Below are 23,039 nucleotides of genomic sequence, written 5' to 3'. Positions count from 1 at the left end.
ACAGGCGAAACATGGTGCGGATCGCTGTCATTGGCGAGGGCGCGATTGCTGACACGCATATGCAGTCACTGTCGCGCATCGCCGGAGTGGAGGTCGTGGCGCTGGTCCATGGCGAGGCGACGGCGGGGGCTGCCTTCGCCAACAAATGGAACATCGCTGCGACCTCGCCCCATCTCGACGCCGTGCTGCAACGCGACGACATCGATGCGGTGATGGTCGCCAGCCCGTCCGCCCTCCACCCGGAGCATGCGACCAGGGCGCTTGACGCCGGCAAGCACGTCCTCGCGGAGATCCCCATCGGTCTTGATCTTGCCTCCTGCGAGGCGCTTGCCGCGCTCGCCGGTTCCCGGCCCCACCAGGTGGCGATGGCAGCCCATACCCGCCGATTCTCGCCGGCTCACCGCCATCTGAAGGCGCGGATCGACGATGGCTCTTTCACACTTCAGCACCTTGTGGCGGAGACATTCTTCTTCCGGCGCACCAATCTGAACATGCATGGCGAACCGCGCAGTTGGGTCGACAATCTTCTGTGGCATCATGCCTGCCACACGATCGACCTGTTTATCTGGCTGACCGGCGATCCCGATCCCCGCGCCTTTGGCCAGGCGGGGCCGTTGCATCCGGAACTCGGCATTCCCATGGACATGAGCGTCGCGCTAAAGGCGCACGGCGGTCCGCTGCTCTCCCTCGCCCTCTCATTCAACAACCGCGGCCCGTTCGGCGGATTCTATCGCTATATCGGCGACAGCGGCACATTCCATGTCTTCCGCGATGTGCTGGAGGATCACGAGCGCCAGCCGATACCGTTGTCCGGCGCGGCTTTTCTCGATCAGGATCAGGCCTTCATCGACGCCATTAACGGAGTTGGACCGGTCCGATCGGCCATCGGCGACGTGCTGCCAGCCATGCGCGCCATCGATCGTATTGATGCCCTTATCCAGCCCTGAAACAGGAAACGGACACACCATGCAGACCATAGCCTTTGTCGGTTTCGGCGAAGCGGCAAGCGCCTTCGTCGGCGGATGGGGTGCGCGCCAAGGCCAATTGGTCAAGGCGTTCGACATCAAGACCGACAACCCGATCGGGAGCGTGGCGGCGGCCAAGCGCGCAGATTACGGGCGCACCGGTGTGGTGGGCTGCCCAACCCTCAAGGAAGCGTTGCAAGGCGCCGGCCTCATTTTCAGTACAGTAACCGCCGACCAGGCGCAAAATGCGGCCCGCGAGGTGGCCGCACATATCGGCGCTGGCGCCCTTTATTGCGACATGAATTCCTGTGCCCCGTCCTCCAAGCGGGAAGCGGCAAAGGCAATCGAGACTGCCGGCGGACGCTATGTCGATGTGGCGGTGATGTCGCCTGTTCTGCCCCTGCGCCATCACGCACCGCTCCTGGTGAGTGGCCCGCATGCCATGGAAGCGCTGGCCACCCTTCAGACTCTCGACATGCGCCCGGCGCCGGCCGAGGGACCGGTCGGAACGGCATCCGCGATCAAGATGATCCGCAGCATCATGGTCAAGGGCATCGAGGCGCTGGTGCTCGAATGCGTTCTGTCGGCGACCCGCGAGGGCGTCGACGAGGTGGTTCTTTCTTCGCTTGAGAAAACCTTTCCGGGTTTCGGCTGGGCCGAGCGCTCGGCCTACATGCTCGAGCGCGCCATGGTGCATGGCACGCGGCGCGCCGCCGAGATGGAGGAAGCCGCAAAGACGGCCGCCGATCTCGGCCTGTCGGGACGCATGGCGCAGGCCACTGCCGAATGGCAGAAGATCATCGGTTCCTTGCAGATCGACGACCTGAGCGAGACCGAAAAGGCCGACTATCGGCTTCTTGCACAAAAGCTCCTCGCGCGCCTCGGCTGATACCTGGCTGTTGTAGAACGGCCCGCATGACGTGAGCCGGGCCGTTCTCGTGCCTAAAGGTCCAGAACGATCCGCCCCTCGGCGGCAGCGGCGCGCGAGCAACACAAGATCATGCGCTTTTTTCGCTGCTCCCTGCTGAGCACAAAGTCCCGATGTTCCACTTCTCCTTCAAGATAGCCTGTTGAGCAAACGCCGCACAGACCGTCCGAGCATTTGACATCGACGACGTAGCCAGCCTTCTCAAGCGCCTCGGTCGCTTTGAGGCCTGCAGGCACGTCGATCACCGCTCCGGACCTGGCGAGTTCCAGTGTGAACGGGTGGTTTTCGTATTCCATGCCGTCGGGAACGGAGAAATATTCTCGATGCAGAGCGTCATCCTGCCAGCCCCTGGCCTTCGCCGTCTCGAAGATCGCGTCCATGAAGGGCGAAGGACCGCATGTGTAAAGATGATCGCCGGACCGATAGTCGCCAAGAACATCGGCGATGTCGAGCCGGTTCTCGTCGCTGAAATGAAAGCGAACGCGATCGAACCATGGCACTTCCTCCAGCTCCGCGATGAAGGCCGCCTGGGCGCGTGTCCGCGCCTTGTAGTAAAGGGTGAAGTCGGCACCTGCCCTGTGCAGCTCATGGCCCATGGCAATCAACGGTGTCACCCCGATGCCACCGGCCAGCAGCAGATGCCGTCTGGCTTCAGCGATGACCGGGAAATGATTGCGCGGCTGTGAAATGACGACCGGAACGCCCGGTTTCAGCATCTGGTGGATCTTTTTCGAACCGCCGCGCCCTTCGTCCTCGCGCAGAACACCGACAAGATACGTGTCGAGCTTCTGTGGGTCGCCTGCCAGCGAGAACTGGCGAATGAACTGCGGGGTAACGGTGACATCGATATGCGCACCGGCGGTGAAAGCGGGCATCGGCGAGCCGTCACGGGTCTCGATCTCGAACAGGTCGATCTTGCCATCCGCGGAACCCTGCCAACGCCGCTTGACGCGGGCAACGATGACAGGTGACGGTCCCGACAGTCTGGTGAGGCCTGGGGTCAGATTTTTCGTCTCACCGCGCTTGACTCGCGCCTGGTATTCATCGGGATCGAGCAGTGCCCTGTAAGCTGCGATGCCTGCCTCGCGGTCGACAGGATTGGGCATTGGCAGCGGTGGTGGTGCCAGCGGGGCTGGATAGGCGGCAAGCGTCTGATCCTCGTATCTCAGGTCGATGTGGCGGTTCAGGTCGCGGCGGTTGGTCTCAACCGCCTTCACCACCTTGCCGGTTCCGTCACTGGCGATATCCCACCACCATTTCTTGACTGGGTTGATCTTGCCACGCCCCACAGCATCGTCCAGTCGGGCAATGAGCCTGGCCACCGAGGGAAAGTTCATTGCCGCCCAGCGAAACGGCGCTTCGCGCACGAGACCTTCGAGGTTCCATGGACAGGTCTTCATGCAGCGTCCACACATGGAGCCACCGAGATTTGTTACACGGTAGCGAGTGCATTTCTCCACATCCGCCTTCCAGATCTCGTACCCGTTGAACATAACCTTCGGACCCGATGAGATAGCTCCTGACGGGCACTCGCGGGCGCATTTGTTGCACGAGCCGCAGAATTTCTGGAGACCGAAATCGATAGGCTGGTCCACCTCCATCGGGAAATCGGTGGTCAGAATACCGGTTTTGAGACGGGGCCCGAGAAACGGATTGAGAATGGTTTCACCAATGCGACTGACCTCCCCAAGGCCCGCCAGCAGCACCAGCGGTGTCTGGATGACATCGCTGTCGGCTGCCGAATGCGCTGTTGCCGAGAAGCCGAGATACCGCAGATGCTGTGCCACGACACCACAGACAAGGCCGGCGCGCATATAGGTCCGCATCGACTGGGCACTTGAAATCCAGTCGTCTCCGCTGGCACCATCCATGGTCTCATAGCCCTGATCGATCATCACCGAAACGGCCAGTGGATGCTGAACCTCCATCTCGCTGCCGTCCTGACGGTGGGAGTACCAGACCCAGTCGGGCGCGCGCGAGATGCCGCAGATATCCGCCCCGAGGAAGTGCATCGTCGCCTTGATCAGGTCCGCATTGCGCCTGGGATCTTCGTACCCGCCGGCGCGCTGCGGCGCTTCTTTGCCGCGCTGCAACAGCGAATAGGTATTGAGTGCAAGGCGCAACGCTGCCGCCAGCGGTGCCTTTGCGACCGAATACCCGTCCTTGGATGCCTCCATCGGGGCCTTGCCAAGATCGCCAAAGGCTGCACGAAGAAAGAACTCGCTGCTTTTGGGAACGCGGGGAATTCGCTCCTCGTCAATATAGGTTGTCGTCTTCTCGACACGCTTCAGCTTCTCTACCGGGTAGCGGCTGTCCTTGAAATTGCGCCTGGCGAAATCAATCTGGTTGCGGGCGTTTTTCGGACTGCTATAGCCCACCCACCAGCCTGCACCCTTGGCGCGTATGCGATCAGCAAGGCTCTGCGTCTTCAGCGGTTCATCCGGCTCCATCTCCAGCGTCGTCGTGACGACAGACAGGCCGAAACGCGTTCCGATGAAAGGATTGCTGATCTTTCCATCACGACCAACCTGCGCCAGACCCGCCGACACCGCCAGCCGGTTGAGGTTGAAATTTGTCGTGGTGGCCGTATGGCTGCGTGCCTCGTACCCCAGCACCCGCAGGTAGTTCGCCACCACCGCCGCCGTCTCGGCACTGCGCAAGGCAGCGCGCCATTCCTGCAGATCTGTGATCCAGCCGGCCCCCGGCTCATTGACGCCGGGATCGCGCGGATATTCCACCAGAAAGACGACCGCATCGGTGTGATGGTCCAACGGCCTGTCGGCCAGTTCCAGGGCCCGCCCCATCTGGCGGATCACCGCACCCGGATTGAACCGCAGCCGGAGCTTTTCCTCGGAGTGAGAATATGAGGTGGTGCGAAGCAGCGGGTGCTCGACAGGCTCGGCCAACCGGTGCGCGGCGTCAATCTTGCAGATGCCAACCAAAGCGCTGTCAAGGAAATAGCCGGCCGCCTTCATATGCTGAGCCCGCTCGCGCGGGCTGTCGGGAATTTCGGCGCGCAACGGGTTGTGATCCCCATCACGGACGGCATCGAGTGCGCACATGTAATCGCTGACCGTTTTGCCCAGATGCAGCGGATCGTTGTCGAAGCTTTCGCGCAGCGTACCGTTGCCCCTCACCCGTGTCAGGTCTGGCATGTCCTGCGTGCGGCCCAGCCTCTCCGATGGATATGGGCCAAGATGAACCGGGCGTCGGGCGTGAGAAAAAAGGCGCATGAACGTCTCCTCCATGGATGCGCCGCGCTCCTCTGATCTTCTGCAGCGCATCATTCTGATTAAAATGGACCGTGGTCCACAAATTTGAATGCGTGAACAATACCCCTGCAGGCTGTCTCTTGCCTGCAGGGGCGCGGATGTCGTCAGGCGCCGTCCAGCCAGCCGGCGGGCGCCGAGATCGAATGATATCCCTGAAACTCGAGCACGCCTTCGTAGCCCAGATTGCGGCCGATGCCCGACTGCTTGAACCCGCCGAACGGCCCCCGGCTGTCCTGCGCGGTAGGACCATGTCCGTTGATGTAGGTATAGCCAGCCTCAAGCTGCCGGGCGATGGCGAGTGCCCTGTCGCGATCCTCCGTCCAAACAGAAGAGCAGAGGCCAAAGTCGCTGTCATTGGCGAGCCGCACGGCTTCCGCTTCGTCGTCGAAGGGTATGATTGGCAGTACCGGGCCGAACTGCTCGTCGCGCACGACGCTGAGGCCCGGCTCCGGCCCGAAAACCAGCGTCGGCTTCTGGAAATAGCCTTTCGCGTAGAGTTCCGCGTCAGGCACGGTGCCGAACTCCTTAACCTCCGCCCCGGCGCTGCGCGCCTCCTTGATCATGCCCTGCACGATGCCGAGCTGCTTGCGGTTGTTCAGCGGCCCCATGGTCGTGTCCGGCAGCATGCCGTCGCCGACCACCTGCCGCGCGCAGGCTGCTGAAAGACCGTCCACCACCTCGTCATAGCGCGAGCGATGAACGTAGAGCCGCTTGAGCGCCATGCAGATCTGCCCAGTCGACATGAACGCGCCAAGATACATGCGCATGAAGGCGCCGCTATCAAGCGTCGCATCGGGTAGCACGATGCCCGCGTCGTTGCCGCCCAATTCCAGTGTCACCGGGGTCAGGTGCTCGGCCGCCGTACGCATGACATGCTTGCCCACCTCAATGGAGCCGGTGAAGTTGACCCGTCGGACAAGCGGGTGCCCCACCAGGGCGTCGCCGATGTCGCCTGAGCTTCCGGTCACCACATTGAGCACGCCTGGCGGCAAAAGCGCCGCCATCTTGTGCAGTGTCAGCGTCGGCGCCAGTGCAGAATTCTGTGACGGCTTGACGACTACCGTGTTTCCCGCGATGAGCGCCTGCGGCAACTTGGCGCCGAGAATCGAGAGCGGCCAGTTCCATGGCACGATCAACGCGGCGACACCGCGAGGCTGACGCGTGATGATCGTGTCAAACGGAGGGCCGCGAAGCGTCTCGTCCTGCTGAAGCCGGTCCGCATAGGATGCCGAAAGCAGGAAACGGTCACCAAGTCGCGTCATCTCGAGCCGGGTTTCCTTCAGAATTTTCCCGTGCTCACGGCAAAACAGGCTGGATCGGAAAGCGACATCGTCCTCATCGGCGACCAGAACTTCAGCGATCTTCCTCAGCAACCTGGCGCGCTCTTCATAGGAGCGTTCGGCCCATGACGGAAACGCCGTGTGAGCAGCGCGGACAGCCGCATCCACATCGGATACGGAACCTCTTGCAGCATGGCCAACACGCTCATCAGGACGAGCGGGATTGTATATCGCATAGGTTCGGTCATCTTGTGCGGACCGAGCCACACCATCGATGAACAACCCTGTTTCAACGTTTATCTCGTTTCGCATATTCGTTCCTCCCGGCACCAAGATCAGACACCCGCCCTCGCGGCCTTCGTGCTTGGAACAAAGCCATACACAATTATTGGACCATGGTCCATAAAATCAGGAAAAGAGTGGCGAGCCGCGTCCTGGATCAGGGAAAGTGCTCGTTCGGCATTGACGACACACAACAATCAGCCTTACAAAAACAGACCATGGTTCAACAGACGGACTTCAGCTGAAATGAGACCTGCCAACGTAATCGCTGAACAAAACCACCCGCTGGCTATCCCGCTGCGGTCTGCTCCAGGCAATCTTCGGCCTCCATCTCCCCGGCTGGGAAACGCGACGCGGACTGTTGTGCGTTCGTTGACAGTGATGCAGAAGGAAGCGCTCATATCCGAGGCGAACGCCGATCGGACCTGGCGGCTCCTGTCAGATGAGGGCGCTTATTTGAATGGCCATGACGAAGCACCTCCCCCGCTCGCTTATCTTTCTGCGGGAATGGTGGCGTCCTATCTGAATGAAATTCACGCGCTGGCAGATATTCGCAAGATCGAGATTGATGACATAGAAGTCATACAAGACAATTTTTATTCGATGAATGGCTCATTTGCCAAAGGCACAATGAAGGCATCTGCGCATGACATCGAGCTGAAAGCCAAAATCAGTTCCAGGCACGATTCCGACACACTCAGATCGCTGATCCTCGATTCTATTGCATCATCACCACTCAACGGATTGATGAGGGGAGCGAAAGAAAGTCTTTTCCGGCTTTGCCATAACGGTTCCGAGATCGATATACCTGGCAGCAAGAAAATTTCTGATCCTCTTCTACCTGCCTTCGAGGAAGACAGCTTCGATATTCTGGATGGGAACTGGGAAGGTGTTATTGAGCATACGAGGCAACCTTCCCCGATAATGAATGATACCACCACATTTGCAGGCGGGGCATTGACGGAAACGCAAAATCGGATGCTTCACCTGCGGGTATATGCGAAGCGCCAGCCGGACGGCATCGTGAAGATCCGACAGCACGTTTACAATCCGCACGGTTCGGTTTTTCACTTCACCTCGGATGAAGAGGGCAGAGCACCGTCAGCCGCGGCATTGATAAGCGCAGGTATTGGATTCTGCTTTATGACGCAGCTCGGTCGTTACTCTGCGATGATCAAGAAGCCACTCAAGAGCTATCAGATCATTCAGGACTTTCATTTTTCGCGAGGGGGAGCTACCGGCAAAACCGGGAAGGCCGGCGAGGCAGCGCCACTGGAGACGCATGTTCACATTCGAAGTGATGAAACAGACGCGTTTGCCCAGTCTATGCTCGAGGTGGCGGAACAGACGTGTTTTCTCCATGCATTCTGCCGCACCCCTTTGAAAGCCAAGCTTACAATCTCTCCTTTGGGTGAATAGGCGAAACCACTCAGAAGCCCCTGGACACCTGTCCCGTCGGGAACGTGACAGGGTCCGGGCGGCCTCAATAGCGAGACAGCGGCAGTAAGGATACTGTCAGCGTAAAAGCTGCCGCCAACCGTTCATCCACACGATCGGGAAAGGCGAGCGAAGGGAAATGTCTTGACGAGCAGCCGACCTCTCGACGTCAAGCCACCCGCTCCAGGTGGGCACGAAGCTCCTTGAGCGAATACTACCAGAACACCATTGGCACATTGTGCTGTTTGCCGTCAGAAGAAGCGCGCTATTCACTCTCGCGATAAAGCGCCCAGATCACACGGGCAGTCTTTGACCCGGCGTTGAGGTAACGGTGGGGACGGTCGCTCGCGAAGCGAAAACTGTCGCCTTCACCGAGAATATAGCGTTTACCGTCGACATAGAGCTCGATGCCGCCCTCCAGAACGACACCCGCTTCCTCGCCCTGATGGACAAACGGCTCGTCACTTGAAGAGCCGTGAGGCTCTATTGTCATCATGTACAGGTCGAGCCGCGGCTGCCGGGCGAAAGGTGTCAACAATTCCTTGTGTATTCCCGTCCTGTTCAGATCGATATGCCGCCGTTCATGCACGCGGGCAACGATCCGGTCACTCACCGCATCCTCCAGAGCGGGCTCGAAGAGATCAGAAATCGCCACATCAAGCCCATCTGCAAGCTTGGCGAGCACCCGGACCGAAGCAGAGGATATGCCACGCTCGATCTGACTAATAAGGGCGATCGACAAACCAGCCCCCGAGGCTAACTCCTTGATGGACATGCTGCGCGCCTGGCGCAAATGACGAATGCGCTCACCCACAATATGGTCGGTAGAGCGCGCAGCTCCGTTGTTCTTCGCTTGTGCTGGCGTCGGGCTATCCGTCGGCATCCACTGGTCCTTGCTGAATCATGACTCTCGCAACTGCATATTCATGAAAAAAAAGTTTGTAAATTCACCAATGTGCTAATAGCATCTTTAAATTATATAAAGGGGAAGAAGACAAATGTACAAGACCCTTGCTGCTGTCGTGATGGCGTTGGGCTGCTCCCTCACGACACCAAATACAACCATAGCGCAAACTCTGACCATTGCGCAGGATTTCGATCCGAGCGATCTGTATGGCACCCGCTCAACCAACAATGCCATGTTTCCGATACTGGAATCGCTTTATCTGGACGATCCCGCGACCGGTGAGATCAGGCCTCTTCTTGCGCTTGAGCACCAAATGGTTTCCGACACCGAGCTGCTTATCAAACTGCGGGAAGGCGTCACATTCTCCAATGGCGAGAAGATGAATGCCGAGGCGGTTGCGCACAGTATCAAACTGTTTGCCGATCCAAAAACGGTCCCCGCCTACGGCATCTACGCCAGCACCGTCGGCACAGCAGAAGTGGTGGACGAGTATACGGTGCGGATGACGCTGACAAAGCCGAGCCCCATTGTCGATCTTCTGCTGGCGCAGATTCTCGTGATACCACCCAAATACTGGGAGGAGGTCGGCCCCAAAGGCTTTGGCCAAAACCCCGTAGGAACCGGTCAGTTCGTCCTCACCGAATGGTCTAAGGACGATCGCATCGTCATGGACCTCAATCCCGACTATTGGGGCGAAGCGCCCAATGGCTTTGACAAGATTGTCTGGAAGACGGTTCCGGAGGCCAATGCACGCGCCGCGGGTCTGAAAACCGGCGAGTATGATCTTGCCATCGCCATTCCGGCAGTAGACGCCATCGAAATTGAAAACCTGGACGGGGTGGATATTTACTCCGGCGATGTTTCGAGGGTTTTCCAGCTTACCCTGTCTTCGCTTCCTCAGCACGAGGGTCCGATACAGGACAAACGAGTTCGCCAGGCACTCAACCATGCCATCGACAAAGAGGCGATCATCGACGCACTCTATTATGGAAAGGCCAAACTGCTGAACGGGCAGGTGATTCTGCCCTCGCAGCCAGGTTATGACCCGGACATGCGGGATTATCCCTATGATCCCGAAAAAGCGAAAGCACTGCTGGCGGAAGCCGGTTATGCCGATGGCATCGAGATTGAGTTTCGCTGCCCTGCCAATCGTTATCCGCAGGGGCAGGAGACCTGCGAGGCGATCTCGGGCATGCTGTCCAAGGTGGGCATCAAGACCAACATAACCCTACTGGAATCAGGCGAGTTCATCCGTCAGCTGGTGAACCGGGAATATGCGCCCATGGGCATACTGGGTCTGGGCGTTCCAGATGATCCAAGCTTCGGCCTTGCGGTCTATCGCTCCGACTGGCGCTATTCCTACTACCAGAACCCCGAGCTCGATGCCCTGATCGATGCAAGCGCTTCAACCGTCGATCCGGAGGAGCGAGCGGAGATCATCCGCAAGGCCAGCAAACTGATCTATGACGAAGCCGTCATCGTGTTCCTGTTCGGCGGCCGCGAATTTTACGGCCATAGCGAGAGGCTGAAGAATTTTGCGACCAACACCGCCCAACGCTACTTCTTCTACGATGTCGTGCTGGAGCCCAAATAGGTTTTGGCGCAGTTCCGACCCGGCAACAAAAAACCCGGCGGTTCAGAACCGCCGGGTTAGTTTTTTTGGTCGATTGCCGCTAACCGTGTTCATCCGGCTTTAGAGGCCCCTTGCGGTCGATCTGGAGCCGCCCCCCGATAGACCAGTCTTCCCGTTCGACATCTTCAAAGACAATCGTCACCCAGTCACGCTCGCCACCCAGTGTACTCACGATGGCATCGGTTACAGCGGCTGCCACAGCGCGCTTCTTCTCGGTCGAACGGCCCTTGTCGAGGGTAATGCGAATAAACGGCATGCGCTCTCCTTGCATTGAGGTTCAAATGATAATTCAGACAGGATCGGGCGGCGGCACCGGCCCATGCCGGTCAAGCTGAAGGCGGCCACCGATTGCCCAGTCTTCCTGTGCATAGTCGTCGAAAACGACGGTTACCCAATCCCGTTCACCACCAAGAACGGACACCACCGCATCCGTGATACCTGCCGCCACCTGGCGCTTCTTGTCGGCCTGCCGGCCTTTGTGGAACTTAACCGAGATGAAGGGACGGCTGCCCTCCACCGCATTGTCCCTATCCTGCAACGCTCCGCCGGACGACCAGCGGCTGCGCGGATAGGTCTCAAAGACGATCGTCACCCATTGCGGTTGCGAGCCCAGCGTCGCCATCACCGCATCCGTTACAGCCTTCGCCAGTCTCTCGAAGGTTTCTTCGCTGCGATCATCATCGATCTTGAAGGTAATGAATGGCATTTTGCTTCAGGTCTCCGGTCTGTTGAACGCGTGGCTCATCAAAGGATTTCCTCCAGCCGAGAGCAGCGCACGAAATGCCCTGGCTCGAATTCACGCAGTTCTGGTGTGCTTTCCGAACAGCTCGGTGTTGCGAAGGGGCAACGTGTGCTGAAATGGCAGCCTGGCGGTGGATTGACCGGGCTCGGAACACTGCCTTCCAGGATAATTTCCTCCGTTTGCACTGTCGGATCTGGGATCGGCAATGCGGAAAGCAGCGCGCGCGTATAGGGGTGAAACGTCTTCTCATATAGCGCTTTCGCCGAAGCGATCTCGACAATCCGACCGAGATACATGACCGCAACCCGGTCGCACATATGCTCCACGACGCTCAGATCATGCGAGATGAACAGATAGGAGAGCTGAAATTCTTCCTGCAGGTCACGCAGGAGATTGATGATCTGCGACTGGATGGAAACGTCGAGCGCCGAGACCGGCTCGTCGCAAACGATCAGCTTCGGCCTCAGCGCCAGTGCCCGTGCAATACCCAGCCTTTGCCGCTGCCCGCCTGAGAATTCATGCGGATAGCGGTCAAAATGATCCGCGCCCAGTCCGACCAGCTCCAATAGCTCCAGCGCCCGTTGCCGACGCTTTGCCCGATCGCCCTCGCCATGCAGCATGAGCGGCTCCATCAGCATGTTGCCAACGGTCAGCCGAGGGTTCAGTGAAGAAAACGGGTTCTGGAAGATGATCTGGATCTGCCGGCGGTAGGGCTTGAGCTCGCGGTCACCGAAAGGTGCAATATCAACGCCTTCAAAGCGGATTTCACCCGCAGTGGGCTTGTCCAGCCGAACGATGTTGCGGCCCAGTGTCGATTTTCCGCACCCCGACTCGCCAACAAGTCCCAGCGCCTCACCGGGCGCAATGGCAAGGTCAACGCCATCGACAGCCTTCACTGATTTCTGACTCTGCACAAAGAAGCCGTCATCGACCGGAAAATGGCGCTTCAGGTTACGCACTTCGAGAAGCGGTTTCGTGGTTTGCATGTCAGTCATGGGCAGGTGGCCTGTTGTGAAGCCAGCAGCGGACACGGCGACTGCCGTCACCCGACCCGTTCTCGGGTTCGGCAAGTGGGGGTTCCCATTTGCGACAGGGCTCGTGCACATCAGGACACCGGTCGGAGAACCGGCATCCGCGTGGCAATGAAAGAAGGTTGGGAACGACCCCCTTGATCGTGTGCAGCCGGCGCTGCCTGCCAGCCGCCTTGTCGACCCGCGGGATCGAGCGGAGGAGGCCCGCTGTGTATGGATGCAGCGGTCTGGCGAAGAGATCGCGCACCGAAGCTTCTTCAACGATGACGCCGGCATACATGACAAGGACGCGCTGTGTCATCTTGGCAATCACGCCGAGATCGTGGGTGATGAAGAGAATGGAGGTGCCGATCTCTTCCTTCAGCCGATTCATCAATTTGAGGATCTGCGCCTGGATCGTCACATCGAGTGCGGTCGTCGGTTCATCCGCCAGCATGATCTGCGGACGGCAAGCCAACGCCATCGCAATCATTACCCGCTGCCGCATGCCTCCGGACAATTGGTGCGGGTAGGAATCATAGCGCATCTCCGGCAGGGGAATGCCCACCAGATCGAGCATCTCGATAGCACGCTTGCGCGCCGCTTCTTTGCCCACGGTCTCATGGGTGCGGATCGCCTCGGATATCTGGAAGCCGACGGTGAACACCGGATTGAGCGATGTCATCGGCTCCTGAAAGATCATCGAAACCTGATTGCCGCGGACCCGCATGCGCTGGCGTTCACTCATCGCCGCGACATCGCCGACGCCTTCGATCGTAATGGAACCCTGTGCGATACGCCCGATCGGCTTGGGAAGAAGGCCCATGATGGAAAGCGCGGTCATGCTCTTTCCGCAACCTGATTCCCCGACAATGCCGAGCGTTTCGCCGCGCTTCAGATTGAATGAGATGTCGTCAACTGCGGCTAGCACGCCCTTTTCGACGCGCAGCTCCACACGCAGCCCTTTGACACGTAGAATCTCGTCCTGAGCCGGTCCGGGCGGGTGGGTGACCGCGTTTCTTTCTTGAAAGATCATTCGCCCCACACCTCTTCATAGACGCGCAGGAGATTGTCTCGCATGATCTTGTCGACGGCATCTTCGCCATAGCCGCGCCTGGTGAGTGCATCGCGTAGATTTCCAGCTTCCGCCATGCTTTCAAAACCGGGTGTTGCCCTGTTTTCATAGGTGTACCAGTCGCCCAGCATGCCGGTGACTTCAGGCCAGATCGGCTTCGGTCCATAAAGCGACAGCCATTTTTCTTCGGTCTTCGTACCTTCGGAGAGATCACTGCCAAAGGCCACATGATCGATGCCGACAAGATTGACATAATGCTCCACATGATCACAGAAATCATCGAGCGTTGGCCGTTTCTCGATACCCAGTAGAGGTGGCCACAGCGTCACACCCACCGTGCCCCCCGTCTCTGCTGCCTTCCGCGCCAGATCGTCAGGGATGTTGCGCGGGCTTTCGCATAGTGCGCGGGCGTTGGAATGACTGAAGATCACCGGGCGTCTCGATGCCGCCAGCACGTCACGCGCCGTGACATAACCGCAGTGGGACAGGTCGATCTGCAGGCGCAGCGAATTCATCAGTTCGACCCATTGATGCCCGGCGCCGGTCAGTCGCCCCTCCCGGTCCGCAAGCGCTCCATGGCCGAAACGGTTCTCCTCATTATAGACGGGCTGGATGATGCGCATGCCCAGCCGCTTCATGATGTGGAGCAAGGTCACGTCATGATCGAGGAAGGTCGCGTCCTGCGTGCCTATGATGATGCCAAGCACATTGTCTCGTGCCGCTTCGCGCATCTCCCGTGCCGAGGTAACGATACGGGCACGGTCCACATTCTCCTCGACAATGGCACAAAGACTGGCCAGCGCCGACATGCAAGCGGCCAGATCGGTGTTCGGCGCAGTCGCGGTCAGATTGACCGCACGCACACCGCCGGCGAGAGTTTTCTCGAACTGTTCGCGTGTCAGTGTTGCGCAATAAAGCCCGTCGACAATGGTCCCCGGCCCGAAACCGTTCTTGTTCTTGTCGCTCATTGTCACATGCCCCTCATTCGTGTGTTAGTTGCGGGTCGAGTGCATCGCGCAGCTCATCGCCCAGAATGTTGAAAGCGAGGATGATCGCGCCGATGGCGAGCCCCGGAAAAAGCGACACCCACCAGGAAATCGAAATGTAGTTCTTGCCGTCGCTGATCATGCCGCCCCAGGTCGGGGTTGGCGGCTGCACACCAAGGCCCAGAAAGCTCAATGTTGCTTCCAGCAGAATCATCCGCGCGAGCTCGAAACTCGCATAGACGATGATTGCCGAAAGGATATTGGGGAGGATGTGGTGGGTCATGATGCGCAGCTGTCCGGCGCCGATGGCGCGTGCTGCCTCCACATACTCCAGCCCACGCACGGAAAGCACCGCACCGCGCACGATGCGTGCAAAACGCGGCCAGCCCGATAGCCCCATGATGATGATCAGATTGGTGAGCGAAGGGCCGACGACAGCGACGACAGCGATCACCAGAAGAATGACTGGAAAAGCAAGCTGCATATCGATCAGCCGCAGGATGATCGCATCGGTGCGCCCACCGTAAAATCCGGCAGCGAGCCCGGCCGCGACGCCCACCAGCATGGAGACGGCCACTGCCAGCACACTCACCACCAGCGTGATGCGTGCACCAAAAATGATACGCGACAGCGTATCGCGCCCCAGGTGATCGGTTCCGAGAAAATAGCCAGGGACCCCGCCTTCGACGAAAGAAGGTGGTTTGAGGCGCAACAGCAAATCCTGCTCAAAAGGATCGTGTGGCGCAACAAGACCCGGTAGAACCGCGCACAGAAGCGACAGGATCAGAAACGCTACGCTGAGGATAACGACGTTCTTGCCGAACAGCCGACGCAGAACGAGGCGAAGCTGGCTGTCACTCGTCTTTTTTGCCTCTGGAACGGTTTGGGTTTCGGCTGTTGCCATGATCACTGCCTCACCGATAACTGATGCGCGGATCGAGCACCGCGTAGAGAAGGTCGACGATCAGATTGACCACCACGAAGATCAGCGCGAAGAGCAGGACAATCGCCTGGACCACCGGAAAGTCGCGCGCATAAATCGCCTGAATGGCGAGCCGCCCGACCCCCGGCCAGGAGAACACCGTCTCCGTCACCACAACGCCGCCCATGAGAAAGCCGACCTGCAGGCCGATCACCGTCAACACGGGAATGAATGCGTTGCGGAGCCCGTGGAGCCAAACCACCTTGGTCTCGCCAAGCCCTTTGGCCCGGGCCGTGCGGATATAGTCCTGCCCCAGAACGTCGAGCATGCAGGACCGCGTCACACGCGCCACCAGCGCAACAAGCTGAAAAGAAAGGGTCGTTGCGGGCAGCACCAGATGCCACCAGGTACCGCGCCCGCCAGTCGGCAACCAGCGCAGCCAGACCGCGAAGATAATGATGGATAGGATGCCGAGATAGAAAGAGGGCATCGCCTGCCCGATCAGCGTGGTGCCGCGCACTGAAAGATCGACCGGCGTGTTGCGCCGGTAAGCGGCGACCACACCGGCTGGCACGCCGATCAGAATGGTCAGCGCCATGGCCGCCACGGCCAGCTCAGTCGTCGCGGCCATGCGGTCCATGACCAGCTTGAGCGCTGGCTCGTGAAACCGCAGCGAATCGCCGAAATTTCCCTGCAGGGCCTGCGTTGAGAAAGAGACGAACTGAACCCAGATCGGCTGATCGAGCCCATGCCGCTTTCGGAAAGCGTCGCGTGCCTCTTCGGTCACGTCCGGTGGCAGGATCAAATCGGTGGGATCACCACTCAGATGAGTCAGGAGGAAGGAGATGACCAGAATCCCGAACAGGACCGGAATGGTCAGGATCAGTCTTCTGGCAAGATATTTCAGCATTCCTCGTCGCTCCGGATCTTGTACTCAGGGCCGAAGAGGGCGGCGGCTGAACGCCGCCACCACTCACGATGGTCAGTCTTCGTAGGTCACGCCATAGAAGAACATGCGCCCGTCGCCACGCGGCAGAAAGTTCTTCAGCTTCGCATCGGTGCCGTAGAGATCGAGCCCCTGGTAAAGGAAGATGATGGGGGCCTCATCATGCATCAGGGCCATCATGTCCTGATAAATCCTGCGGCGCTTTTCGAGGTCCATCTCTTTCGCCCCGGCCTCGGCAAGCGCGTCGAGCTCCTCATTGGCAATCGTTGTGTAACGCCACGTGGAGACATACTGGGAGGCTTGAAATGCCGGGTCGTCCTGCGGCGCAAGGCCGACAAAATACATGGGCGCCAGTTCCTTGCTCCGAAGCTGGCGGAGGAACTCACCCGGTTCAAGCGCGATCATTTCGGTTTTCACGCCGACCTTGCCCAGCATGCCGGCAACCGCCTCGGAGACCTCGCGGTCCTGTGCATAGCGCCCGGAGGGGAACTTGAAGGTGATCTCGAAACCGTCTGGATAACCGGCTTCCGCCAGAAGCGCCCTGGCCTTTTCCGGATCGTAGGGATAATCCTTGATCTGCGGGTTGAAACCGAGCTGGGGTTCACGGAGAACCTGGCCGTTCAATGCCTTGGCTTTTCCGAAGAACAGGGCATCGATGATCGCCTTTTGATCGACCGCATAATTGAGTGCCTGCCGGACACGTTTATCCTGAAGCGGGCTTTCATGCTGTGGCAAGGATGAAAGGCCGATCTGGTATATGCGATAACTGGCCACGGGAACGAGCGTAACGCCTTCCTGCCCTTCCAGAGATGGAATGGCCGCGACCGGGAGGTCCTTTACAACATCATACTCACCCGTCGTCAGACCGGCCACACGTGCTGAATCGTCAGGCACCGGCCGCCAGACAAGGCCGTCAATTCCCTTCGGCAATTCCCCCCAGTAGTCTTCATTCAGTTCCATCACCAGCCTGTCGTCGCGCACCCATTCCGAGAACTTGAACGGACCGGTTCCGACGGGCTGTTGACCAAAGGCTTCCAGGCCCACCTCTTCCCAGTGTTTCGGCGGCACAACATAAATCTGGCTGAGCGCAAGAGCGAGCGGCGGATATGGATTCTTGAGCGTGATCCTCACCGTCAGATCGTCCACTTTCTCCGCACCTTCAAAAGCCTGCGCCACCTGCGCATAGGCCGGGGTGAGTTCCTTGTCGATAAAGACCCCGATGGAATGCACCACCGCATCGGCGTTCATCGGCTCACCATTCGTAAAGGTCACTCCCTCACGCAGCGCGAGAAGAACCGAGGTCGGTGTCTCCAATTCAAAACCGGTCGCCAGCAAAGGCTCTATTTCGCCGCTGCGCGGGTCCTGCCAGAAAAGAGACTCCACCATCGCAGAACCGGCATTGAGATTGTCAGAAGCGGTTGTGCCATTCGGCCAGAGCGTCTGCGGGTCAAAATTTTGAGCAATGGTCAAGGTTTCTGCCGCCGCCGGCCCAACAAGGACCGCTGCCAGCGCAACCGCTGCGATTGAGCGCTTGATCTGTGAAAACATGGTTTTCTCCCCTGTCGCGCGATCCAGACAAGGAACACGCGGTTGTGCCGGCGGCGCTTTCATTTTTATCCCTATAGGGACCTGCACGCATCACCAGACAATGAACGAATATTAGTCTTGCATGGCGATAGTGAATTTACAAGATAGAATTTCACATATATGTTTTTCGTATCGCAACGAATTCACAATTGGTAATCGTGCCACAATCCCCATCATCAAGAAAATCGGCCATTGCGCTTCCGGGCAAGTCCATTACGGATCAAAGCGTCGGTGCACAGATCAGGCATCTTCGGCAGGTTCGGGGCCTTTCGCTGCGCCAACTTGCTTCCCGGGTCGGGTTGTCTGTCGGACATCTCAGCCAGATCGAGCGCGGGGTTTCCTCAGCATCCGTAAGGACGCTGGCCGTCACTGCTGATGCGCTGAAAGTGGGGGTGTCAGATTTCTTTTCCAGCGACCGAACCGACAACGAAAACATCGTCACACGGGTTGGAGAACGGGACCGTGTCCAGTTCGGCACAGACGGTCTCACCAAGGACCTTCTGACCGCCAACGGCGAAAAACGGGGCCTTGATCTTTTCCTGATCCGCATGGGGCCAAACGATACCAGCGGCGACACACCCTACAGCCATTGCGGTCTGGAGGCCGGTTACGTTCTGAAAGGGGGATTCGAGCTGGAGGTGGAGGAACGCGTTCACATTCTGGGCGAGGGCGATGCCTGCGCCTTTGAAAGTACCCGCCCTCACCGTTTCAGAAACGCCGGCCAGCGGGAAGCGGTGGTTCTTTGGGCCAACTTCCGCCACCAGTCCACACAGGATGCAGAGCGTCTCACCACCGTGAAGCGCAACAATGAAATCAACAAGGAGAGGGAAAATCTGCCATGACCACCAACTGGGCAATTGATGGACTGAACTGTGCCGGTTTCAACCGGGAGCAGATGGAGAAGACGCTGAAGGGCGGCGTACACGCCATCAACTACACCACCACACGCCCCTATGCCAACCTGACCGACAGTCTTCTGCAGATCGAGCATGTGCGTGACACGGTGGCTGAAATGAGCGATGTGGCGCTCATCGCCACCACGACCGAGGACATACGCAAGGCCGCTGAAACCAATCGCGTCGCCATCATTATCGGCACGCAGGATTCAACGATGATCGAGGCGGATGTGAAACTGCTCGCCACGCTCAAACAGCTCGGCGTGCGTATTCTGCAACCCAATTACAACAAACCCAACCGTTTTGGCTGCGGGGCGCCACAGGAAGGTCCCGAAGATACCGGTATGACAGAAGCCGGTCGGGAATGGCTGGAAGAAATGCACCGCCTCAATCTTGTGGTCGACCTGTCTCATTGCGGCCATCGAACAACCAGCGAGTTCATCGCTGCAAGTAAGGGGCGCCCGCTGGTCATCAGCCACGCCAATTCCTATGTGGTCTGCCCGAGCCTGCGCAACAAAACCGATGAGCACATTCGCGGAGTGGCCGAGACAGGTGGTCTCATCGGCGCGGTGATGTGGTCGCCCGCCGTGCGTCACGACGAGCGCCCGACCATGGACGATTACCTCAACCACCTCGATCACCTCATCAATGTCGGCGGTATCGATCACGCGGCATTCGCGAGTGATGTGGTGGAATCCCCGCGCCCTGCTCCGGAAAAGTGGGACAAGTCCTACGGCCCCAATGGCATGGACCAGAAAATAACCGGTGTTCTCGGTGACTGGTATGTCTACGAGACCCGGCTCAACGCCGATTTTCAGTCCCTGACCGACACGCCCGCAATCTGGGACGCTATGCGCAGGCGGGGTTATAGCGAAGATCAGGTTGAAAAGGTCATGCGTGGCAACTGGATGCGCGTTTTAAAGGAAATCTGGGGCAGCTGAACGATCCTCGACCGCGCCGTTTGATCGGCGCGGTCGGGAGATCACCAGATTGACGCTGAATGCCGCATGGCTGACCTTGCGGCTGGGTGGTTTTGCGGGCCAAAAGAACCCCGCGAACCGGGGGTTGGCGGGGTTTTGTATATTTGGTTGCGGGGGCAGGATTTGAACCTGCGACCTTCAGGTTATGAGCCTGACGAGCTACCGGGCTGCTCCACCCCGCGTCAATTTATTTGCGTTTTTTGCCAGTTTTCATGGCAAAAGGCCGCTTTTGCGGCCTTTTKSWGWKTTKKGTTTGTTTTGAGAAGCTTTCCATGCGTTTAGCAGACCTGGCAGCGACCTACTCTCCCGCGTCTTAAGACGAAGTACCATCGGCGCTGGGGCGTTTCACGGCCGTGTTCGGAAAGGGAACGGGTGCAGCCGCCCCGCCATAACCACCAGGTCGGCGAAACGCATGTAATCGAGAAGCTGGTAAAAGCGAATAGTGAGTAGCGAATGGCGAATAGAACATGCGCCTCAAGCCTCACTGTTCGCTGGTTGACCTTCCGGTCATTGATTGTTCGCCTTCGGGCGAAGCCGCAAGGCCGACTGGCCGTCGGCGCTTATGCGCCGCGCCCGCTGAGCGGCTTGCGTAGCAAGCTCGCGTGAGCGCTCAAGATGAGCATAAGCAATGAGAATGATTCAAGCCGATCGAGTTATTAGTACCGGTAAGCTCCATGCGTTGCCGCACTTCCACACCCGGCCTATCAACGTGGTGGTCTCCCACGACTCTCAGGGAATACTCGTTTTCAGGTCGGTTTCCCGCTTAGATGCCTTCAGCGGTTATCCGTTCCGTATATAGCTACCCTGCTATGCGGCTGGCGCCACAACAGGTCCACCAGAGATACGTCCATCCCGGTCCTCTCGTACTAGGGACAGATCCTGTCAATATTCCTACACCCACGGCAGATAGGGACCGAACTGTCTCACGACGTTCTGAACCCAACTCACGTACCGCTTTAAATGGCGAACAGCCATACCCTTGGGACCTGCTCCAGCCCCAGGATGCGATGAGTCGACATCGAGGTGCCAAACAACCCCGTCGATATGGACTCTTGGGGGTCATCAGCCTGTTATCCCCGGCGTACCTTTTATCCGTTGAGCGATGGCCCTTCCACGCGGGACCACCGGATCACTATGACCGACTTTCGTCTCTGCTCGACTTGTCAGTCTCGCAGTCAGGCAGGCTTATGCCATTGCACTCAGCGAACGATTTCCGACCGTTCTGAGCCCACCATCGCGCGCCTCCGTTACTCTTTAGGAGGCGACCGCCCCAGTCAAACTACCCACCATACACTGTCCCGGATCCGGATAACGGACCGCGGTTAGACATCCATATAGATAAGGGTGGTATTTCAAGGATGGCTCCACGCGAGCTGGCGCCCACGCTTCAAAGCCTACCACCTATCCTACACATGCCGACACGAATGCCAGTGTAAAGCTATAGTAAAGGTGCACGGGGTCTTTCCGTCTAACCGCAGGAACCCCGCATCTTCACGGGGAATTCAATTTCACTGAGTCTCTGCTGGAGACAGCGGGGAAGTCGTTACGCCATTCGTGCAGGTCGGAACTTACCCGACAAGGAATTTCGCTACCTTAGGACCGTTATAGTTACGGCCGCCGTTTACCKGGGCTTCAATTCRGAGCTYKCACYCCTCCTYTTAACCTTCMGGCACCGGGCAGGCGTCAGACCCTATACGTCGTCTTGCGACTTCGCAGAGCCCTGTGTTTTTGATAAACAGTCGCTACCCCCTGGTCTGTGCCACCCCCCGATGGTTGCCCACCGAAGGGTCACGCTTATCCCGAAGTTACGCGTGCATTTTGCCGAGTTCCTTCAGCAGAGTTCTCTCAAGCGCCTTGGTATACTCTACCAGTCCACCTGTGTCGGTTTCGGGTACGGTCTATATGGAGGAGCTATTTCCTGGGACCACATGGCTGCCTCTCCAATCCAATAAGGAAAGACAACGTCCGCAATCCGTCACTACCTCCAGGCCCACGAATATTAACGTGGTTCCCATCGACTACGCCTTTCGGCCTCGCCTTAGGGGCCGGCTAACCCTGCTCAGATTAACTTTAAGCAGGAACCCTTGGACTTTCGGCGAGGGGGTCTCTCACCCCCTTTATCGTTACTCATGTCAGCATTCGCACTTCCGATACCTCCAGGAGCCCTCACGGGTCTCCCTTCGTCAGCCTACGGAACGCTCCGCTACCGCTTGCAAAGCAAGCCCAAAGCTTCGGTGTATGGCTTTAGCCCCGGTACATTTTCGGCGCAAAACCCCTTAATTAGACCAGTGAGCTGTTACGCTTTCTTTAAATGATGGCTGCTTCTAAGCCAACATCCTGGTTGTTTTGGGAGTCTCACATCCTTTCCCACTTAGCCATAACTTGGGGACCTTAGCTGTTGGTCAGGGTTGTTTCCCTCTCCACGACGGACGTTAGCACCCGCCGTGTGTCTGCCGACTAGTACTCCTCGGTATTCGGAGTTTGGTTAGGTTTGGTAATCCGGTGAGGACCCCTAGCCCATCCAGTGCTCTACCCCCGAGGGTATTCGGTCGACGCTCTACCTAAATAGATTTCGCGGAGAACCAGCTATTTCCGAGTTTGATTGGCCTTTCACCCCTAGCCACAAGTCATCCCGATCTATTGCAACAGATATGGGTTCGGTCCTCCAGTAAGTGTTACCTTACCTTCAACCTGCTCATGGCTAGATCACTCGGTTTCGGGTCTAATGCAACGTACTGAACGCCCTGTTAAGACTCGCTTTCGCTGCGCCTACACCTACCGGCTTAAGCTTGCACGTTACATTAAGTCGCTGACCCATTATACAAAAGGTACGTGGTCACACTTGCGTGCTCCCACTGTTTGTAGGCAACCGGTTTCAGGTACTCTTTCACTCCCCTCGTCGGGGTGCTTTTCACCTTTCCCTCACGGTACTAGTTCGCTATCGGTCATGCACGAGTACTTAGGCTTGGAGGGTGGTCCCCCCATGTTCAGACAGGATTTCACGTGTCCCGCCCTACTCGAGGACTATCGTTCACATTACGCATACGGGACTGTCACCCGCTCCGGTCCAACTTTCCAGAAGGTTCTGCTTGTTAAACGATAGCCACTGGCCTGGTCCGCGTTCGCTCGCCACTACTAGCGGAGTCTCGGTTGATGTCCTTTCCTACGGGTACTTAGATGTTTCAGTTCCC

17 protein-coding genes, 1 tRNA gene and 2 rRNA genes (1 of these 20 running past the window's edge) are annotated in these 23,039 nt (G+C 58.3%); 6 read left to right on the top strand and 14 right to left on the bottom strand.

All coding sequences use genetic code 11. The features are described from left to right. Positions 1-11 precede the first annotated feature (11 nt). Both HF949_RS04300 and HF949_RS04295 read left to right on the top strand, forming a co-directional pair. The gene (locus tag HF949_RS04300; protein ID WP_292898462.1) at positions 12-947 is read left to right on the top strand and encodes a Gfo/Idh/MocA family oxidoreductase; all 936 of its coding nucleotides are present in this window, start codon (positions 12-14) and stop codon (positions 945-947) included. Positions 948-966: 19 nt separating this feature from the next. Next, a complete protein-coding gene (locus HF949_RS04295; RefSeq protein ID WP_292898461.1) occupies positions 967-1,854 on the top strand; it encodes an NAD(P)-dependent oxidoreductase in 888 nt (295 codons plus the stop codon). 53 nt (positions 1,855-1,907) lie between these two features. Here HF949_RS04295 and HF949_RS04290 read toward each other — a convergent pair whose 3' ends face one another. After that, positions 1,908-5,126, bottom strand: a complete 3,219-nt coding sequence (locus tag HF949_RS04290) for a 4Fe-4S double cluster binding domain-containing protein (protein ID WP_292898460.1) — start codon at positions 5,124-5,126, stop codon at positions 1,908-1,910. A gap of 143 nt (positions 5,127-5,269) precedes the next feature. Next, a complete protein-coding gene (locus HF949_RS04285; RefSeq protein ID WP_292898459.1) occupies positions 5,270-6,757 on the bottom strand; it encodes an aldehyde dehydrogenase family protein in 1,488 nt (495 codons plus the stop codon). Positions 6,758-6,973: 216 nt separating this feature from the next. Here HF949_RS04285 and HF949_RS04280 point away from each other — a divergent pair, with 216 nt between their 5' ends. Beyond that, positions 6,974-8,146, top strand: a complete 1,173-nt coding sequence (locus HF949_RS04280) for an OsmC family protein (RefSeq protein WP_292898458.1) — start codon at positions 6,974-6,976, stop codon at positions 8,144-8,146. Between the two features lie 283 nt (positions 8,147-8,429). Here the strand turns inward: HF949_RS04280 and HF949_RS04275 are convergent, their stop codons facing one another. Then, positions 8,430-9,047 (bottom strand): helix-turn-helix domain-containing protein, encoded by a 618-nt coding sequence (locus tag HF949_RS04275; RefSeq protein WP_292898457.1) that lies wholly within the window; start codon positions 9,045-9,047, stop codon positions 8,430-8,432. A 115-nt stretch (positions 9,048-9,162) separates the two neighbouring features. On the opposite strand from HF949_RS04275, the gene HF949_RS04270 reads away from it, so the two are divergent. Next, positions 9,163-10,665, top strand: coding sequence for an ABC transporter substrate-binding protein (locus tag HF949_RS04270; RefSeq protein ID WP_292898456.1), 1,503 nt, complete (start codon positions 9,163-9,165; stop codon positions 10,663-10,665). 79 nt (positions 10,666-10,744) lie between these two features. Here HF949_RS04270 and HF949_RS04265 read toward each other — a convergent pair whose 3' ends face one another. The 8 genes from HF949_RS04265 to HF949_RS04230 form a co-directional block, all read right to left on the bottom strand. Next, positions 10,745-10,960, bottom strand: coding sequence for a tautomerase family protein (locus tag HF949_RS04265; protein ID WP_292898455.1), 216 nt, complete (start codon positions 10,958-10,960; stop codon positions 10,745-10,747). Between the two features lie 33 nt (positions 10,961-10,993). Beyond that, positions 10,994-11,410, bottom strand: a complete 417-nt coding sequence (locus HF949_RS04260) for a tautomerase family protein (RefSeq protein WP_292898454.1) — start codon at positions 11,408-11,410, stop codon at positions 10,994-10,996. A 38-nt stretch (positions 11,411-11,448) separates the two neighbouring features. Then, positions 11,449-12,432: an ABC transporter ATP-binding protein gene (locus HF949_RS04255; protein ID WP_441338399.1), complete on the bottom strand. Its 984-nt coding sequence runs from the start codon at positions 12,430-12,432 to the stop codon at positions 11,449-11,451. Between the two features lies 1 nt (position 12,433). Then, a complete protein-coding gene (locus HF949_RS04250) occupies positions 12,434-13,492 on the bottom strand; it encodes an ABC transporter ATP-binding protein (RefSeq protein ID WP_292898452.1) in 1,059 nt (352 codons plus the stop codon). Then, complete coding sequence (locus HF949_RS04245) at positions 13,489-14,499, bottom strand: dipeptidase (protein WP_292898451.1); 1,011 nt, start codon at positions 14,497-14,499, stop codon at positions 13,489-13,491. The genes HF949_RS04250 and HF949_RS04245 overlap by 4 nt, the downstream gene beginning before the upstream one ends. A 13-nt stretch (positions 14,500-14,512) precedes the next feature. Beyond that, positions 14,513-15,421, bottom strand: coding sequence for an ABC transporter permease (locus HF949_RS04240; RefSeq protein ID WP_292898450.1), 909 nt, complete (start codon positions 15,419-15,421; stop codon positions 14,513-14,515). Between the two features lie 10 nt (positions 15,422-15,431). Continuing rightward, the gene (locus HF949_RS04235) at positions 15,432-16,349 is read right to left on the bottom strand and encodes an ABC transporter permease (RefSeq protein ID WP_292898449.1); all 918 of its coding nucleotides are present in this window, start codon (positions 16,347-16,349) and stop codon (positions 15,432-15,434) included. Between the two features lie 72 nt (positions 16,350-16,421). Further along, a complete protein-coding gene (locus HF949_RS04230; RefSeq protein WP_292898448.1) occupies positions 16,422-17,933 on the bottom strand; it encodes an ABC transporter substrate-binding protein in 1,512 nt (503 codons plus the stop codon). Between the two features lie 197 nt (positions 17,934-18,130). Between HF949_RS04230 and HF949_RS04225 the strand changes: the two genes are divergently transcribed. Further along, positions 18,131-18,814 (top strand): helix-turn-helix domain-containing protein, encoded by a 684-nt coding sequence (locus HF949_RS04225; protein WP_292898447.1) that lies wholly within the window; start codon positions 18,131-18,133, stop codon positions 18,812-18,814. Further along, positions 18,811-19,809, top strand: a complete 999-nt coding sequence (locus HF949_RS04220; protein ID WP_292898446.1) for a dipeptidase — start codon at positions 18,811-18,813, stop codon at positions 19,807-19,809. Before HF949_RS04225 ends, HF949_RS04220 begins: the two co-directional genes overlap by 4 nt. A 144-nt stretch (positions 19,810-19,953) precedes the next feature. On the opposite strand, the gene HF949_RS04215 is transcribed toward HF949_RS04220, so the two are convergent. From HF949_RS04215 to HF949_RS04205, 3 genes are all read right to left on the bottom strand, one after another. Continuing rightward, positions 19,954-20,030, bottom strand: a tRNA-Met gene (locus HF949_RS04215). A 103-nt stretch (positions 20,031-20,133) separates the two neighbouring features. Then, a 5S ribosomal RNA gene (gene rrf / locus HF949_RS04210) occupies positions 20,134-20,248 on the bottom strand. Between the two features lie 235 nt (positions 20,249-20,483). Beyond that, a 23S ribosomal RNA gene (locus HF949_RS04205) occupies positions 20,484-23,039 on the bottom strand (it continues 317 nt past the right edge of the window).

Origin of the sequence: Nitratireductor sp. (genome assembly GCF_017794765.1) — a bacterium.
Classification (GTDB): Bacteria; Pseudomonadota; Alphaproteobacteria; order Rhizobiales; family Rhizobiaceae; genus Nitratireductor.
The sequence above is the reverse complement of the archived record's forward strand: the minus strand, read 5'-3'. Positions and strand labels throughout refer to the sequence as shown.

What these genes read in the sequence shown, in the direction of transcription:
- HF949_RS04295 (WP_292898461.1), top strand. Translation starts at nt 967, where the DNA reads ATGCAGACCATAGCCTTTGTCGGTTTCGGCGAAGCGGCAAGCGCCTTC.
- HF949_RS04265 (WP_292898455.1), bottom strand. Translation starts at nt 10,960, where the DNA reads ATGCCGTTTATTCGCATTACCCTCGACAAGGGCCGTTCGACCGAGAAG.
- HF949_RS04245 (WP_292898451.1), bottom strand. Translation starts at nt 14,499, where the DNA reads ATGAGCGACAAGAACAAGAACGGTTTCGGGCCGGGGACCATTGTCGAC.
- HF949_RS04255 (WP_441338399.1), bottom strand. Translation starts at nt 12,432, where the DNA reads ATGCAAACCACGAAACCGCTTCTCGAAGTGCGTAACCTGAAGCGCCAT.
- HF949_RS04230 (WP_292898448.1), bottom strand. Translation starts at nt 17,933, where the DNA reads ATGTTTTCACAGATCAAGCGCTCAATCGCAGCGGTTGCGCTGGCAGCG.
- HF949_RS04290 (WP_292898460.1), bottom strand. Translation starts at nt 5,126, where the DNA reads ATGCGCCTTTTTTCTCACGCCCGACGCCCGGTTCATCTTGGCCCATAT.
- HF949_RS04275 (WP_292898457.1), bottom strand. Translation starts at nt 9,047, where the DNA reads ATGCCGACGGATAGCCCGACGCCAGCACAAGCGAAGAACAACGGAGCT.
- HF949_RS04280 (WP_292898458.1), top strand. Translation starts at nt 6,974, where the DNA reads ATGAGACCTGCCAACGTAATCGCTGAACAAAACCACCCGCTGGCTATC.
- HF949_RS04240 (WP_292898450.1), bottom strand. Translation starts at nt 15,421, where the DNA reads ATGGCAACAGCCGAAACCCAAACCGTTCCAGAGGCAAAAAAGACGAGT.
- HF949_RS04250 (WP_292898452.1), bottom strand. Translation starts at nt 13,492, where the DNA reads ATGATCTTTCAAGAAAGAAACGCGGTCACCCACCCGCCCGGACCGGCT.
- HF949_RS04285 (WP_292898459.1), bottom strand. Translation starts at nt 6,757, where the DNA reads ATGCGAAACGAGATAAACGTTGAAACAGGGTTGTTCATCGATGGTGTG.
- HF949_RS04235 (WP_292898449.1), bottom strand. Translation starts at nt 16,349, where the DNA reads ATGCTGAAATATCTTGCCAGAAGACTGATCCTGACCATTCCGGTCCTG.
- HF949_RS04270 (WP_292898456.1), top strand. Translation starts at nt 9,163, where the DNA reads ATGTACAAGACCCTTGCTGCTGTCGTGATGGCGTTGGGCTGCTCCCTC.
- HF949_RS04220 (WP_292898446.1), top strand. Translation starts at nt 18,811, where the DNA reads ATGACCACCAACTGGGCAATTGATGGACTGAACTGTGCCGGTTTCAAC.
- HF949_RS04300 (WP_292898462.1), top strand. Translation starts at nt 12, where the DNA reads ATGGTGCGGATCGCTGTCATTGGCGAGGGCGCGATTGCTGACACGCAT.
- HF949_RS04260 (WP_292898454.1), bottom strand. Translation starts at nt 11,410, where the DNA reads ATGCCATTCATTACCTTCAAGATCGATGATGATCGCAGCGAAGAAACC.